Here is a 13,035-nt window from a genome sequence, read left to right as displayed (position 1 = left end):
CAATGGCCAACATCTTTGCCGTAAGCAATGTCGTTGCCAAGAACGCTGCCTCGCTACTCAAGGCCGAGCTAGTTCTAGGTCGCCTCGTATTCCGCGAGGCCGAGGCCGAGTTCATCGGCGGCCGGGGCGACACGGTACGCGTGCGCATCCCGCGCATTCTCCAGGCGTCCAAGTTCACCGGGTCCACCTCGGCTATCAGCACGCCGCTAAATGAGCAGACGATTTCCGTCAAGCTCAACACTCACGCGATGCAGCCGCTAGAGCTGACCGCTAAGGACATGACGCTTGAGGTAGAGAACTTCAGCGCACAGGTTCTCATGCCGCAGGTCGCCGGTGTCGCGGAGATGATCGAGGAAGAGATTGCCGGTGTGATGCAGCCTGTTATCAACGCTGCCACCCTGACGATTAATCCCGCCAATCCACGTGATGCGATTACCGAGGCGGGCGAGATTCTCGACACCCGCAAGGTTGGCGCTAAGTCTCGCGTCCTAGTGGTGAGTCCAAAGGTAAAGCGCATTCTCCTTATGGACCCGAACCTTTCGGCCGTGGATTCTGCCGGTTCGCCGTCCGCGCTCCGTGACGCCATTGTGGGCCGCCTGCACGGATTCGACGTCTACATGTCGCCATTCATCACCGGCGGGGCCGTGGCAATGACTACAGAGGCTTTCGCCGCTGCCATCAAGGCACCTGCCAAGCCTGAGTCCGTTTCCGGCGCGTCGGCAACGGATGACGATAACCAGGGCTACGCGATGACTTGGTTTGTTTCTTTCAATGGCGAGACCCGAACGGAAATGAGCGTCGTTGAAGCGTTCGTTGGCGCTACCGTCCTGGATTCGCAGCGAGCAGTTGGCCTCAAGCTGGCCACCACCCCGGCATAAGGAGGGGTGATTGTGGCCGAGATCGAGAATGCACCCGAGGCGCCACAGGAGCCCGCTGGAAGCCCCAATGAGGCACCCGAGGTGGGATCGGTCCCCGAGATCGGCTCCACCTCGGAGGTGGGCACTGAGGGCCCCTCGCTAGACGGTCTGCGGGCGGAACTGGAGCAAGTCTCTATGTCGCTCCGAACGTCCGAGGACCTACGCCAGCAAATCAACGCGCAATTGGACGACGTCGAGGCTCGCGTAAAGACTGCTGAGACGGCCCTAGAACGTGAACGTGCGGCTCGCCGTTACGGCCTGCCGGATGACCTGATGGGTTTCCTTCGAGGCGAGTCTGCCGAGGAGCTGGCAGCGGAAGCCGCAACGCTGGCTAAGTACGCGTCGGCGCGCGGCTCTGGCCTTGGCGAGGGAGGTCTTGACCCGAGCGATAGCGGTAACGGGGGAGCCGTCGATCGAATTCTCCGAAAGGCGCGTGAGCTTTAGTGAGTCGTCAATCTGAATTTGACGCCGCTTCGCTGGCCTATCGGCAAGCTCAGGTAGAACTCTCCGAATTGCTTGTGGGTCGGGTCATGTCCTGGTGGCGTGGCCTGACTCCGCAGCGAGCGGCCGAGGGATCACCCGCTGTGGTACGAGAGTTCCAGGCTCTCGTCAGTTCGTCGCGTACCCGCTCACACGCCGAGGGCCTGAAGTACCACAATGCAGCGCGGGAGGCGGCGACCGGCAAACCGGCGCCCGAATCCGTATGGGCGGGTCGGGACCTATCCGCCGAGGCAGGCCAGTCCAAGGCGTCGTACTACGTCCACACGGCCCCGCTGCGCGAGGAAGTACGGCGCGGGCGGTTGGATGACCCGGATTTCCTCAAGTCCCTTGACGAGACGATGAGTAAGGCGGGCCGGACTCTCGCGCTAGACGCTGGCCGACTCGCTGAATCGGGCGGCCGCGATGCTCTGGCCGAGGCTCGGGAGAATGATGCCGAGGTGATCGGTTGGTATCGCAAGACAGACCCCGATCCGTGCGGATTCTGCGCAATGATTGCCAGCCGAGGGGCGGCCTATTCCAAGTACATGGAGCCCGACCAATTCCATCGGGGATGCCACTGTCAGACGCTACCGCTGTTCCGAGGGGTCGAGATTCCCGCCGAGGATGCCGCCAAGCGGGATGAGTACCTAGCGCGCTGGAATGCGACGGACGGCAGCGGGGCCGACCAACTGAGCAATTTTCAGACGGAGTTCAATGCAGAGCGAAAGGCGCGACGTGATGGACAGTGAGAGCAAACCCTCTTGCCGGTACTGCGGCGTTAAAGAGATCAGCCCCCGGTGTCCTCTCCGAGGGGTGCGAGAGGGAGCATGCCGCATGGTCACGACCATGTCTTGGGATGAGTTCCATAAGTGGAAGGCAGAAGGGAAGCAGCGCCGCTGACCGCGCAGCCTTGCTTTCAACGGTGACATTCGGTGGCGAAAGGGGTGGGGGAGGACCCAAAAACCGATCCTTTGGGCACCGCAAGGTCTTGGCACCTCTCTCCGTGTACAGGTTTTGGAGTCGCCCAAACTCCCTTGGACCGCAGTTGAACACGGATTGTCACGCAGCCTCGCCGGGCCGCCTTCGAAATTCGGCGACTTCCCGGCCGGCTGCGACCCTGGCCCCAGCATTCCCAAGGGTTCCACAGCCTTCGATCCCAAACCCGAGCCCCCGTGGCCGCTCCTCCCTGGGGCTGGCGACGGGGGCTTGTCTATGTGTCCGACATCGGCTCAACCTCGTTGTCTGGACGCCCTCTTGCGCTGTTCAGCCGTTGGGGGGAGGCTCGTGCACGTTGGTGCAACCCACTCGACAACGGGAGCGGACATGGCCCTACGGTTCCTTGGAATCATCCCGAACAGCCCGGACACGGATTCGCCCACGATCTGGCTGGATGAGGAAACGGGAGATCTTCTGATCCAGTCGTACACAGCGACTGAGGAGGAGGTGAAGGCGTGCAAGGAAATCGGTTCGATTTCTGGCCATTCCTCGGATGTGCCGGAACACGAGACGATCATTCGCCTCCCCAAGGTCATGCTCAAATTCCTTCCTAAGCCCGACAGCGAGTAAGAGGCAATGACAAACCCGGTACTTGAGGGCCTGGCCAAGGCCAAGGAGTCGGCCGTACATCTTGAGATGCGCGACGCCTACCAACCCAACGACCCCGAGTTCATTGCCTGGCAGCAGGGCAAGCGGCTCGACCCCGCTGATAGGTCGTCGTGGTGGCGTCCATTCCTGGACGTGGTATCCGAGGTGACGGGGCGCGGGGTTGTAATGCAGCGTGCCCGGATCGTCTCTGAGCCGGTGACGGACTACATTCGCTACGAGCATGACGTGACGTTTCCGAACGTGGCGGCTGGCGAACAGGTACGCTGGTTGCCCCGGCGCAATGCTGCGGATATCGCGCTGCCAGGCACAGATTTCTGGTTGTTCGATGGCGAGACGGTTCTATTCACCTACTTCTCCGGGATTGGTGAAGTCGTAGACCGTGAATGGCGCACCGAACCCGCCGTTGTGGACCTGGTGAGGTCGGCATTCGCATCGGTCTGGGAACGGGCCACGCCTCACGACGAATACCGGGTTCGCTGAGTTCTAGAAACCATGGGCGTCTCTCCATCTTCCAGCGCGCAGCAGGCCCGGCAGGCTCTAGCGGATCGACTCGCTGAGCTTTGCCGGGATGCTGGCCTGACGGGCCGCGATATCGCCGAGCGCTGCGATTGGCACCCGTCCAAGTCCTCTCGGATCATGAACGCCAAGACGCCGCCGTCGGCTGACGATATTCGGGCGTGGTGCCGGGCGACTGGTGCCGAGGATCAAACAGACGATCTTGTTGCCTCGCTGCGGACTGCCGAGGGTGCATGGATCGGTTGGCGGCGCATGGAACGCACTGGCCTAAAGCAGGCGCAGGAAGCCCGCTTGCCGCTGTACGAACGCACCCTGCGTTTTCGTTGCTATTCCTCGTGGCTCGTACCGGGATTGATTCAGACGCGCGCATATACGGAATCTGTTTTGCGGGCGGTTCAGCGGAGGCGCGTGGAAATTGACGACGTTGCCGAGGCGGTTGCCGCGCGGATGGAACGTCAGCGTGTGCTCGACGAGGGTGGCCACCGCTTTGCGTTCCTCTTTGAGGAATCTGTGTTGCGGAACAGCCTTGGCGAAATTGATGTTCAAATTGGCCAACTCGAACACCTACTTACACTCGGTTCGCTTCCCAATATCAGTTTGGGAATTGTGCCCACGCGCCTAGCTCGGTCGCGAATGCCAGTCGAGGGGTTTTGGATCTTCGATTCTGCACAGGTAAACGTCGAGTTGGTGTCGGGCTACCTCACGCTGACACAGCCCAGCGAGGTAGCCATGTATGCCGACACGTTCGCGGAGCTGGCCGATCTCGCTGTCTACGGAACGAACGCGCGTCGGCTGATCACATCGGCAATGGATGCCCTCGGGTAAGTGGCGTGCAATCGCGTGCAATCTCCTGTGAGTTCACTCGGTGCGCTCCCTAGCGTGGTCGGCACACGGACGACTGCGAAGGGGCGGACCGGGCATGAAGACCGAGCCGACTAGGTACAGCACCGCACCGATTGAACTCCCCTACCGGCTTGACGAGTTGGAGCCAACGCCCGTAGACGGATGCGCCGGTTGCAGGGAGCTAGCCAACGTCCGGGACCGTGCGCGAACGGGTGGCGACTGGACGACCGTGTCTGACTGCAACGTCCTCATGCGGAAGCACCCCGAGGGGCACTAGTGACGACGGCCCCAGAAAGGCCGCGTACGGCCCTCAGGGCGCCTCGGAGGCGGCGGGCGGTGGAACCCTCCGAGTCGTCCCGTCCGGCGTCCTACTGCGGCATCTGTGCCGGGCATCGTGCCATCTGGTGCGACGGGTGCTGTGGGTTCGCTGGATGCGAGCTATGCCGCTGGACCTACAAGCGCCCATGCCCCGAGTGCGTCGGCGGGGAAGCGGGGCGCATTCGATGGTGAGGCGGTATCACTGGCGGCTCGCTGGACTCTTCCTGTGGGGAGTCCTCGGGTACGTCCTCACGGCCTCTCGTTAGGTTTCCCGTCCCTCCCGTGATCGCGGCGGTGCGAAGCGGTAGGGGCGGGAGGACAGACCCGGCCGGTTGGGTCACTCCGATGGCCCGGCCGACCGGACGGTGACGCTCCCGACCGGACAAGCCTTGTGCAGGGGCAGGACGTGCCCCATCTGAGCTGACGTGCTCAGGCACTCGCCCCGGTCCGCCCTCGTATGCGGGGTGCCGCTTCGGCGGTGAGGGCGTCGCGCTGGCCCCGTCTGTGTGCTGCCCCCGTGGCGCATGGGCGGGGCTTCTGCGCTCCCCCAACGGGTCGCGTTTCCAAGCAAGTTGGGCTGCTGGCGGGTTCTCTCCGAGCGGCAACCCCCTGCATGTATGGTTTGGGCAGGCACTCACCTTCATGGCCCGTGTTGAGGGCGGCCAGGAGGTCACTTAACCTCGACCAAGCACCAATACTTTGGGGAGGGACAGCATGGCCCCCAGCTCAGACCGGCTGCCGACACGGGCCGGTATCTACTGTCGGCTTTCGTACGCACCGGATGGCAGCCTGGAGAAGGTCGAACGGCAGGAGGCCGACTGCCGCGAGCTCGCGCGACGGCTCGGGTGGCCGGTGTCGGAGGCGCATGTCTTCCCCGACAACAGTCGCTCGGCGTGGCAGAAGAACCGGAAGCGCCCGCAGTGGGACCGGATGCTGTCCTCGATCGAGGCCGGCGAGATCGACGCCGTGATCGTCTACCACGGCGACCGGCTGATCCGGCAGCCGTACGACCTGGAGAAGCTCATCGGCATCGCCGAGAGCAAGGGGATCCGGGTGGCCTCTCCCTCCGGCACCCGCAACCTCGACTCGCCCGATGACAGGTTCATTCTGCGCATCGAGGCGGCGCAGGCCTGCCGCGAGTCCGACAATACGTCCCGCCGCGTGCTGCGCGGGCACGCCAGTCGGCGCGCGAAGGGGCTCACGACCGTGGGAGGCCGCCGGCCCTTCGCCTTCGGCGTCCAGGTCGGCACGAAGATGCGGCCGGACCGGGAGACCGGAGAGGATGTGGAGGTTCCCGTCTTCGACCTGACCCGGCACTGTGAGGCCGAGGCCGAGGGGGCCAGAGGGGCAGCTGACTACCTCCTGGCGAGCCGGAACCAGTCCGCGACCGTCCGGTGGATCAACGAGCGACACACGACCACCGAGGGCAACCCGTTCAACGCGAAGAGCCTGAGGAACGTACTGACGGCACCCCGCATCGCTGGGCTCATCGAACACGAGGGGGAGCTCTACAAGGCTGCGTGGCCGCCAGTGCTCCCTCGGGACGTCTGGGAGGCCGTACGGGCCTACTACCAGGCTTCGGCCTCCGTAACGCCGTACTACGGCAGCGAGCGCACGAACTTGCTCTCGGGGGTCGGCGGGGCGGAGTGTGGTCCGTGCAGCGAGGACCAGGCTCAGTCCGGAGTGAAGGAGGTCAAGCCCAGCTTCCTCCGTACGAAGCCGAGCGGCGGCCGGAACCGGAAGCATGTTCGGCTCTACTACTGCCCCGTGTGCCGGCGGGTTGGGCGGAACCAGGCCCTGCTCGACGGTTACGTCGAGGGCCGCGCCGTGGCACTGCTGAACGACCCGCGGTTCCTCACCGAGCTCAGCACCGCGCCGGACCACCCGGACCTGACGGCCGAGCTCCTCCAGCTGGAGGAGCGCAAGGCGACGCTGACGCATCAGGTGGAGAACATGGCGCAGTTCCCGAACGTGCGCCCCGAGCTCGCGTTCGCGGCGCTGGCTTCGTTTGACGCGGAGATCGCGAGGATCCGGTCTCAGATCGCCGCCACGGCCGAGCAGCGGCTACTGGCTCGCGTGGCCGGCGTCACCCTGGAACGGTGGAAGGCCCTGCCCGTGGACGTGCGGTCCGCGACCGTGCGGGCGTTGTTCCGGGTGGTGGTCCTGCCGACTCAGCAGAGGGGCCCCGGGTTCGACACGAGCAGCGTCCGAATCGAACGGAAGCGTTCGAAGCGCTCGTAGCGAAGAGGGCCGGGCCGCGTGGCCCGGCCCTCTTCGCTAGCTCGCGGTGACCCAGGTCTGACGCCAGAGGCCGTCGCCGACGATCCGTGCGAGGTAACGATTCATCTCGCGACAGAGCCGCTCGGTCGCGTCGTCCTTGTGGATGAGCCAGGTGAAGCGGGAGGGCCCCTCCAGGGGGGCACAGGGGAGGGAGCCGGGCAGGGGGCGTCGCTCCCAGCGGGCATCGGCAACGCCGAGCCCCTCGGCCGGTTGTTCGAATCTCTGGGGGTCGGTGATGGGGGTCTGCTCCCATCGCCTCTCGGCGAGGAGGGCGCGATGGAAAATGTTCAGCTCTACGCACAACCTTTCCGTGGCTTCGCTGGTCAGAATCTCCACAACCGCCAGACCCGGCGTTTCCCTGATGCGACATACCTTGCCCAGGGGCAGCGTCGAGCCAGACACGAGCTCGTAGCGCGCTTCTGTCACCTCTTGCATACGTGGCACACCCCCACAGGAGCCGACACATATCGCATGTATGTTCGAATCATGCGGCGTATCGGAGCTTACGGTTCCGCCCCCAGGCAGGCCCCCATAATGCACCGCATATGCCGCACGGACTAGCGGTTACTCGAAAGTCACCGAGAGTCAGTCAGTCTGGGACCCCATCCGGCTCCAGTCCTCAGCGATCTTCCGCAGCTTCAACCGGTCCTCGGGACTCAGCGTCTCGTAATGCCGCAGCATGAGGAGCGTGTCACCGTCCAGGGTCTCGCCCTCGACGCGCACCGAGTCGATGCCGTGAAACTGGGCGCGGCTGGCGTCCTGGACCAGCCGTACCGGGAGCCCGAGGCCGGCCGCGAGCCCGCGCAACCGCTCAGGCCCGGGCGTCTTCACGGGCTTGCCGTTGATCAGGTTCTCCAGCGTGCCGCGGGTCCACTGGGGCCCCTCGTCCGGACGCTCCGGGTCAACAGTGCGGCTGGCTAGCGTCCGGTAGCTCACTGCCAGCTTGTCCTTCTGGGACGCCACCAGATCTGCCAGATCTCTTCGTGCCGTTCCTTCGGGCATGACCATCCTCATCTCAGGCCGCGTGGGCTCAGTGTCCATGTGACCGGGGGAGTGCGCGCGCCGTCTCCCCAGTACAACGCGCCGCACTACTCAGTGTTCTAGGCACAGTGTCCAGGTTCTTGGGCGCCGCGCGCCAGTCCGTCCGCTTGATGTTGACCGAATCCGTACACCCACCCTGCCCAACTTTCTGGACAGTCTGCCCAACAGGTGCCATGCTGGCCCTGCCCAAGTTTTTGGACAACTCGCCCAAGTTGAGGTTTGCATGGATCCCGTCCAGAAGTACCGGCTGATCAACCCGGCTCTGATGCGCACCCTCATGCAGCGCACTGGCACGGGATCCAGCATCAGCAACCGCGAGCTCGCGGCAGCCGCAGGCGTCTCGCACGGAACGATCGACAACCTCCTCAACGGAGTCCACAAGATCCAGAAGGAGCCGGTGGCGTACGCCATATGCCAGACCATCGGCGTCGACCTGCTCATCCTCTGGGCGCCCATCGGGCGCGCAGTTCCCGCCACCGACGACGTTCGCTCGGGCCCGATGGCGGTGGCCCTGTGATCTGCCGGACGCCCGAGGAGGCGTTCGAGGCCGGCCTGCACGAGGCCTGCGAACACGGCGTGCACCCGGCGGCCTGCCAGACGTGCCAGCTGAGCGAGCCGGAAATCACCCGCCTCGTCGTGCTCTACCGCGACCACCTGCCGCAGACCGCCGCCTCGTCGTCGCGCGCGGCCTGATCCACAAGTTCGGGCGGTGGGCCCTGCATGGCCCACCCGACCCCTCGGCACCTCAACCACGAATCGAGGAACCGTGAATCACCGTACCCAACTCCCGACCGAGCCCGAGCCCGAGGCCTCCCGCCTCGTCCAGGCCGCCAACGGGAGCCGTTGGCGCACCGCCGGCCGCGCCTCGAACGGCGAGCAGCTCTACGTGCTCGACGGCACCCCGCTCGACACGTGCCCGATGTGGGTCCGCGCGAGGGAGAGCGAGCTCGTCGACATCACCGGTGGCCCGCTCACGGCCGTGGACGAGGGGGCGGCCGCATGAGCGACACCGCCGTCGCCGCCGTCGCGGCCCTCGTCTGGGTCCTGGGCGTCCTCGCCCTCCGGGCCGCCCTCACCTCCGACGTCCGCCGTACGGCGCGCCCGAAGGGGAGGCACCGGTGACCGGCCTCATCACCCCCGAGCGGCTCGCCGAGATCCTCGCGGGTCAGCACACCTACCGCACGACGGAGCAGCTGGATCGGGACGTCCGTGACCTCCTGGCCGAGCGCGAGCAGCTGCTCGCCGATGCGGCGGCCCGGGGGAAGGACACCGGCACCGCTGGCGAGTCCACCCCCGCGCCGTACCGCGCCACGTCGGCCGAGGTCAGGTTCACCGTCTACGGCTCCGTGCAGCTGCTCGACCCGGCCGTCCGCAGCCTCCCGGCGGATTACTACGGCCACTACTACCGCCAGCTCGGCGGCTGGCTCCCCGACACGTGGAGTGGCGAAGTGCCGCGCGGCACGGAGCACATGGAGTTCGCGCACCTGCCGGGCCTCGTCATGCCGGCCGACATCAACGTCCAGGTCTCGACGACGACGACCCGAGACGGCTCGCGGTACATGGCGATCGAGTGGCGACGGGAGCGCCCCTGATGGCCACCGACCCCAGCGACTTCTGTCCCAACGAGCAGTGCGGCGGCCACCGGGACGCGTGCGGCTGCCCGGCCGACCTCAACACCCAGTCCCTCATGGTCTGCCTGGTCTGCGGCGGTCGGTGGTGGCGGCCGTACGGCGGCACCTCGACCCGCTGCCCGCACCCCGACTGCGGCCAGGACATGTCCCTCGTCTCCGTCCCGGCCGCCCGCCGGCCGGAGCGCGGCGAGGACGGCCAGCCGCTCGACACCGACGACGACCCCGACGGGGACGAGTGCCACGCCGAGTTCATCGACGGCTCCTGGACCAACTGCGGCTGCCCGGACTGCGAGCAGCGCCAGGACGACGACAACGAGATGGAGCTGTACGGATGACCGGCCCCGAGCACTACCGCGAGGCGGAACGCCTCCTGGCCATGGCCCACCGCTTCACGTACGGCGACGGCGCGGACCCGGCCACCGGCGCCGCGCTGGCCGCCGAGGCCCAGGGCCACGCCACGCTCGCCCTGGCCGCCGCGCAGCTGACGCCCGCCGCGTCCTCGGGGGCCGTCACGGTCTACCGCGCCACGTACGAGCACAGCCCGTTCCCGGTCGGCCTGTACGCGAACCCCGAGGCCGCCCGGGCGCACTGCGAGGCCCTCGTCAGCGACGAGCACCCCGCGGACGTCGCGCTGCTCTTCGAGTGGGCCGTGGACGAGGACGAGCCCGAGACGGTGTGCGAGCTGGACGTGCGGATCGGCGACGAGCTGACGCCCACCGGCTACAGCGTCACGGCTGTGGTGGCCGAGGCCGCCTACGACCCGGAGGCCGACGCGTGATGGAAGCCCCCGCCCTGACTCTCCCGCAGCTCTCCGTGGCGTGCCCGGCGTGCGGGTCGGCCGCCAGCCGACTGTGCACCAGCCACAGTGGGAGCCGCTCCCGCCGCGACACCGTCCACCAGGAGCGCCGCGCCGCCTGGGGCGCGCTCCAGACCGAGAAGGCGAAGGCCCGGGCCGCCCACGTGGCCGCGCCGACGCCGACGCCCGTCGAGGTGCCGCCCGTCGACACGATCGAGCACGGCACGACCCGCGGGTACGAGCAGCACCGGCGCCGGAAGGTGCCCCAGTGCCAGCCGTGCCGGGACGCCCTCAACGCCCAGAACCGTGAGCGTCGGGCGGCGCGCCAGGGATGGAACGGTGGGCTGGCCGGTACGCCGAAGGCCCCGGCCCCGGTGCCGACCGGCCGGGACTGCCCGGTCCTGGGGTGCGGCGAGCTCGCCTCGACCCCGCAGCCCGCGGCCTCGATGGTCCACGTCGTGTGGCCCTTCTCCCGCGAGCCCGGTCGCTGGTACTGCCCCGGCGCGTGCCAGGCGTACGGGCTGGCCCTTGCCGAGGTCCGCGCGATCGGAGACCGCGATGCGTGACGCCCTCGCCCTGGCCGTCCTCGGCCTGCTCCTCCTCGGCGCGGCCACCGTCGTCGTCGGCGCCGTGTGCATCACGGTCGCCGGCGGGCGGGCGGCGCACCGGTTCTTCTTCCCCCGGCCCCGGGTCCGGCTGCACCGGGTCGTCCCGGCCCCGCTCCAGTACGTGTGGGTGGTCTGCCACACCCCGCGCTGCGCCCACCTGGAGACCCAGCACTACCCGGCCGGTCCCGGCTACGTGGCCTGCCACGGCTGCGGCACCGTCCGCCCCCGGCCGTGACCCGCCCGTCCCGGCCGTGCGAGCTTCCCGGCCCGCACGGCCAGGGGCCGCCCCGCCTGTACGTCACCGGCTGGCGCTGCGACCGCCACACCCCCGCCGCCCTCGCCGGACGCCCCGAGGCCCCGCCCGGGCCCGGCTGGCCCCCCGGCAACTACCTCAACGCCCGTACCACCGAACCGCCTCCACGCACCCAGGAGTAGCCCATGAGCACCATCCCCACCCCCGGCGACGTCTACCACCGCACGGCGCACCCGCTCATCGCCCCCGGCCCGCACGACCCCGCCGTGGACGAGCCGTTCCGCTCCCTGTGGGAGCGCGGGATCAACGGCTCCCACCTGCTCAGCCACACGAAGTTGGTCGCGCTGACGCTGGCCACGCAGGCCGACTGGGCCACCGGCGACATCCCCATCCCCGGGCGGGTCAGCCTCGGCCATCTCATCGAGCTGACGGCTCTCCACCCGGGCCGTGTCGTCGTCTCGCTGAACGTCCTGGAGGAGCGCGGGTGGATCGCCCGCGACAGCCGTCGACGGCGCTGGAACGTCGCGACCGTCTCGCTCACGATCCCCGGCCCGATCATGCGCCGTCTCAAGGCCGGCGGCCCCGCCTCCTGATGGCCCCGGCCGGGGCCCGCGCCCCGGCCTCCAGGCCCCGCACCGCCTGTACCGACCTGAGAGGCACACCCCGTGGACGACGAGCAGCAGACCCGACCGACGGGCGGCAGCGTGCCGCACGCCTGGGGCAACGCGCTCGCACGCCAGTGGGCCGCGCAGATGCCCCGCCCCCTCACCGGAGGATTCCTCACCACCTTGTACGCGGTGCGCCAACTCGCGTCCGCTGACGGCCGTCTGCGCTACGAGCGGGACGGCGCCGCCATCACCCTGCCGCAGATCGCCACAGCGAGCCGCTGCGACCTCAAAGACGTCCGCGTGTACCTGACGGCGGCCGTCGCCGCAGGCGTCCTGGCGATCGTCGAGGACGGCCACGGCCAGGGCCGGACGAGGGGGCGCGCCGTGATGTACGCCCTGCTCCTGAGCCCCTCGCCGGACTGGGAGCGCGCCGCCGGCCTCGTCTGGATCGCGCAGCAGGAGAAGAAGGAGAAGCGTGCGGCCGCCGCCGCCCGCAAGGCCGCCCAGGCTGCCGCTACCTCGGGGGACAGTGCCCCTACCTCCGACGCCGCTACCTCGGGGGACAGTCCCCCTACCTCTGAGGGGTCTACCTCGGGGGACAGTGCCCCTAGGTCGGCCGAGGAGGGGTGGGGGGACAGTGCCCCTACCCAGGTAGGGGGACAGTCCCCCGAGGGGGTAGGGGCACAGTGCCCCGACCACCCAGGAAGTACCCATGTACTACCCCATGACGTAGCTGAGGTTGTACCTCAGCTACAGGACGTGCGCGGGCCCGCGAGCGAGACGACGATCCCTCAGCAGCCCGACAAGGCACACCACCGCCGCTGCGCGGGCGGCTGCGGCCAGCCCGTCATCCGGTCCGGCCGGATGCTGTGCACCGGATGCGAGCGCCGCGCCCAACAGCCCCCTCAGCAGCCCTCAGGGCCCATACAGGGCGCGTTCATGATCTCGATGCCCTCCGGGACCCCTCCGGCCCCACGAAGCGCCCCACAGGCCCCTCAGGGCGCTTGGCCCCAGGTGGACCCGTTCGCGCCGCTGCGCACCTGCGAGTGCGGCCGGACGTACCGCGCCGTCTCCGCTGGCGGCTGCCCCGACTGCCTCGACGCCGCCGACCGCGAGCGCACCACCGGCACCGGCTGACC

The 13,035-nt window shown here is 67.9% G+C and carries 21 protein-coding genes; 19 read left to right on the top strand and 2 right to left on the bottom strand.

The window, feature by feature from the left end; genetic code table 11:
• Nucleotides 1–2: 2 nt before the first annotated feature.
• From ACRRSS_RS01160 to ACRRSS_RS01130, 7 genes are all read left to right on the top strand, one after another.
• Nucleotides 3–878 (top strand): P22 phage major capsid protein family protein, encoded by an 876-nt coding sequence (locus tag ACRRSS_RS01160; RefSeq protein WP_435969354.1) that lies wholly within the window; start codon nucleotides 3–5, stop codon nucleotides 876–878.
• 12 nt (nucleotides 879–890) lie between these two features.
• A complete protein-coding gene (locus ACRRSS_RS01155; protein ID WP_435969353.1) occupies nucleotides 891–1,361 on the top strand; it encodes a hypothetical protein in 471 nt (156 codons plus the stop codon).
• Entirely contained in the window at nucleotides 1,361–2,146 is a 786-nt protein-coding gene (locus tag ACRRSS_RS01150) for a hypothetical protein (protein WP_435969352.1), read from the top strand. The genes ACRRSS_RS01155 and ACRRSS_RS01150 overlap by 1 nt, the downstream gene beginning before the upstream one ends.
• A 574-nt stretch (nucleotides 2,147–2,720) precedes the next feature.
• Nucleotides 2,721–2,963 (top strand): hypothetical protein, encoded by a 243-nt coding sequence (locus ACRRSS_RS01145; RefSeq protein WP_435969351.1) that lies wholly within the window; start codon nucleotides 2,721–2,723, stop codon nucleotides 2,961–2,963.
• 6 nt (nucleotides 2,964–2,969) lie between these two features.
• The gene (locus ACRRSS_RS01140; protein ID WP_435969350.1) at nucleotides 2,970–3,482 is read left to right on the top strand and encodes a DUF6879 family protein; all 513 of its coding nucleotides are present in this window, start codon (nucleotides 2,970–2,972) and stop codon (nucleotides 3,480–3,482) included.
• A gap of 12 nt (nucleotides 3,483–3,494) precedes the next feature.
• Complete coding sequence (locus tag ACRRSS_RS01135; RefSeq protein ID WP_435969349.1) at nucleotides 3,495–4,343, top strand: helix-turn-helix domain-containing protein; 849 nt, start codon at nucleotides 3,495–3,497, stop codon at nucleotides 4,341–4,343.
• Nucleotides 4,344–5,393: 1,050 nt separating this feature from the next.
• Complete coding sequence (locus ACRRSS_RS01130) at nucleotides 5,394–6,920, top strand: recombinase family protein (RefSeq protein ID WP_435969346.1); 1,527 nt, start codon at nucleotides 5,394–5,396, stop codon at nucleotides 6,918–6,920.
• Nucleotides 6,921–6,956: 36 nt separating this feature from the next.
• On the opposite strand, the gene ACRRSS_RS01125 is transcribed toward ACRRSS_RS01130, so the two are convergent.
• Entirely contained in the window at nucleotides 6,957–7,394 is a 438-nt protein-coding gene (locus ACRRSS_RS01125) for a hypothetical protein (RefSeq protein ID WP_435969345.1), read from the bottom strand.
• Between the two features lie 150 nt (nucleotides 7,395–7,544).
• Nucleotides 7,545–7,961, bottom strand: coding sequence for a hypothetical protein (locus ACRRSS_RS01120; protein ID WP_435969344.1), 417 nt, complete (start codon nucleotides 7,959–7,961; stop codon nucleotides 7,545–7,547).
• 262 nt (nucleotides 7,962–8,223) lie between these two features.
• Here ACRRSS_RS01120 and ACRRSS_RS01115 point away from each other — a divergent pair, with 262 nt between their 5' ends.
• The 12 genes from ACRRSS_RS01115 (at nucleotide 8,224) to ACRRSS_RS01060 (ending at nucleotide 13,033) form a co-directional block, all read left to right on the top strand.
• Nucleotides 8,224–8,517, top strand: coding sequence for a helix-turn-helix domain-containing protein (locus tag ACRRSS_RS01115; RefSeq protein WP_435969343.1), 294 nt, complete (start codon nucleotides 8,224–8,226; stop codon nucleotides 8,515–8,517).
• Entirely contained in the window at nucleotides 8,514–8,693 is a 180-nt protein-coding gene (locus ACRRSS_RS01110; RefSeq protein WP_435969342.1) for a hypothetical protein, read from the top strand. Before ACRRSS_RS01115 ends, ACRRSS_RS01110 begins: the two co-directional genes overlap by 4 nt.
• Before the next feature lie 73 nt (nucleotides 8,694–8,766).
• Nucleotides 8,767–9,003 carry a hypothetical protein gene (locus tag ACRRSS_RS01105; protein ID WP_435969341.1) on the top strand — a complete coding sequence of 79 codons (237 nt, stop codon included), beginning with the start codon at nucleotides 8,767–8,769 and terminating at the stop codon, nucleotides 9,001–9,003.
• Complete coding sequence (locus tag ACRRSS_RS01100; protein WP_435969340.1) at nucleotides 9,000–9,122, top strand: hypothetical protein; 123 nt, start codon at nucleotides 9,000–9,002, stop codon at nucleotides 9,120–9,122. Before ACRRSS_RS01105 ends, ACRRSS_RS01100 begins: the two co-directional genes overlap by 4 nt.
• The gene (locus tag ACRRSS_RS01095) at nucleotides 9,119–9,592 is read left to right on the top strand and encodes a hypothetical protein (RefSeq protein ID WP_435969339.1); all 474 of its coding nucleotides are present in this window, start codon (nucleotides 9,119–9,121) and stop codon (nucleotides 9,590–9,592) included. The genes ACRRSS_RS01100 and ACRRSS_RS01095 overlap by 4 nt, the downstream gene beginning before the upstream one ends.
• Complete coding sequence (locus tag ACRRSS_RS01090) at nucleotides 9,592–9,966, top strand: hypothetical protein (protein ID WP_435969338.1); 375 nt, start codon at nucleotides 9,592–9,594, stop codon at nucleotides 9,964–9,966. The genes ACRRSS_RS01095 and ACRRSS_RS01090 overlap by 1 nt, the downstream gene beginning before the upstream one ends.
• Nucleotides 9,963–10,409: a hypothetical protein gene (locus ACRRSS_RS01085; protein ID WP_435969337.1), complete on the top strand. Its 447-nt coding sequence runs from the start codon at nucleotides 9,963–9,965 to the stop codon at nucleotides 10,407–10,409. The genes ACRRSS_RS01090 and ACRRSS_RS01085 overlap by 4 nt, the downstream gene beginning before the upstream one ends.
• Nucleotides 10,406–10,993 (top strand): zinc finger domain-containing protein, encoded by a 588-nt coding sequence (locus ACRRSS_RS01080; protein ID WP_435969336.1) that lies wholly within the window; start codon nucleotides 10,406–10,408, stop codon nucleotides 10,991–10,993. Before ACRRSS_RS01085 ends, ACRRSS_RS01080 begins: the two co-directional genes overlap by 4 nt.
• Nucleotides 10,986–11,270, top strand: coding sequence for a hypothetical protein (locus ACRRSS_RS01075; protein ID WP_435969335.1), 285 nt, complete (start codon nucleotides 10,986–10,988; stop codon nucleotides 11,268–11,270). The genes ACRRSS_RS01080 and ACRRSS_RS01075 overlap by 8 nt, the downstream gene beginning before the upstream one ends.
• A complete protein-coding gene (locus tag ACRRSS_RS01070) occupies nucleotides 11,267–11,470 on the top strand; it encodes a hypothetical protein (protein ID WP_435969334.1) in 204 nt (67 codons plus the stop codon). The genes ACRRSS_RS01075 and ACRRSS_RS01070 overlap by 4 nt, the downstream gene beginning before the upstream one ends.
• Nucleotides 11,471–11,473: 3 nt before the next feature.
• On the top strand, nucleotides 11,474–11,881 hold the full coding sequence (locus ACRRSS_RS01065; protein WP_435969333.1) for a hypothetical protein: 408 nt from the start codon (nucleotides 11,474–11,476) through the stop codon (nucleotides 11,879–11,881).
• 72 nt (nucleotides 11,882–11,953) lie between these two features.
• A complete protein-coding gene (locus ACRRSS_RS01060; protein ID WP_435969332.1) occupies nucleotides 11,954–13,033 on the top strand; it encodes a hypothetical protein in 1,080 nt (359 codons plus the stop codon).
• Nucleotides 13,034–13,035: the final 2 nt, after the last annotated feature.

The organism is Streptomyces sp. Qhu_M48, assembly GCF_051305195.1.
GTDB lineage: Bacteria > Actinomycetota > Actinomycetes > Streptomycetales > Streptomycetaceae > Streptomyces.
The sequence above is the reverse complement of the archived record's forward strand: the minus strand, read 5'-3'. Positions and strand labels throughout refer to the sequence as shown.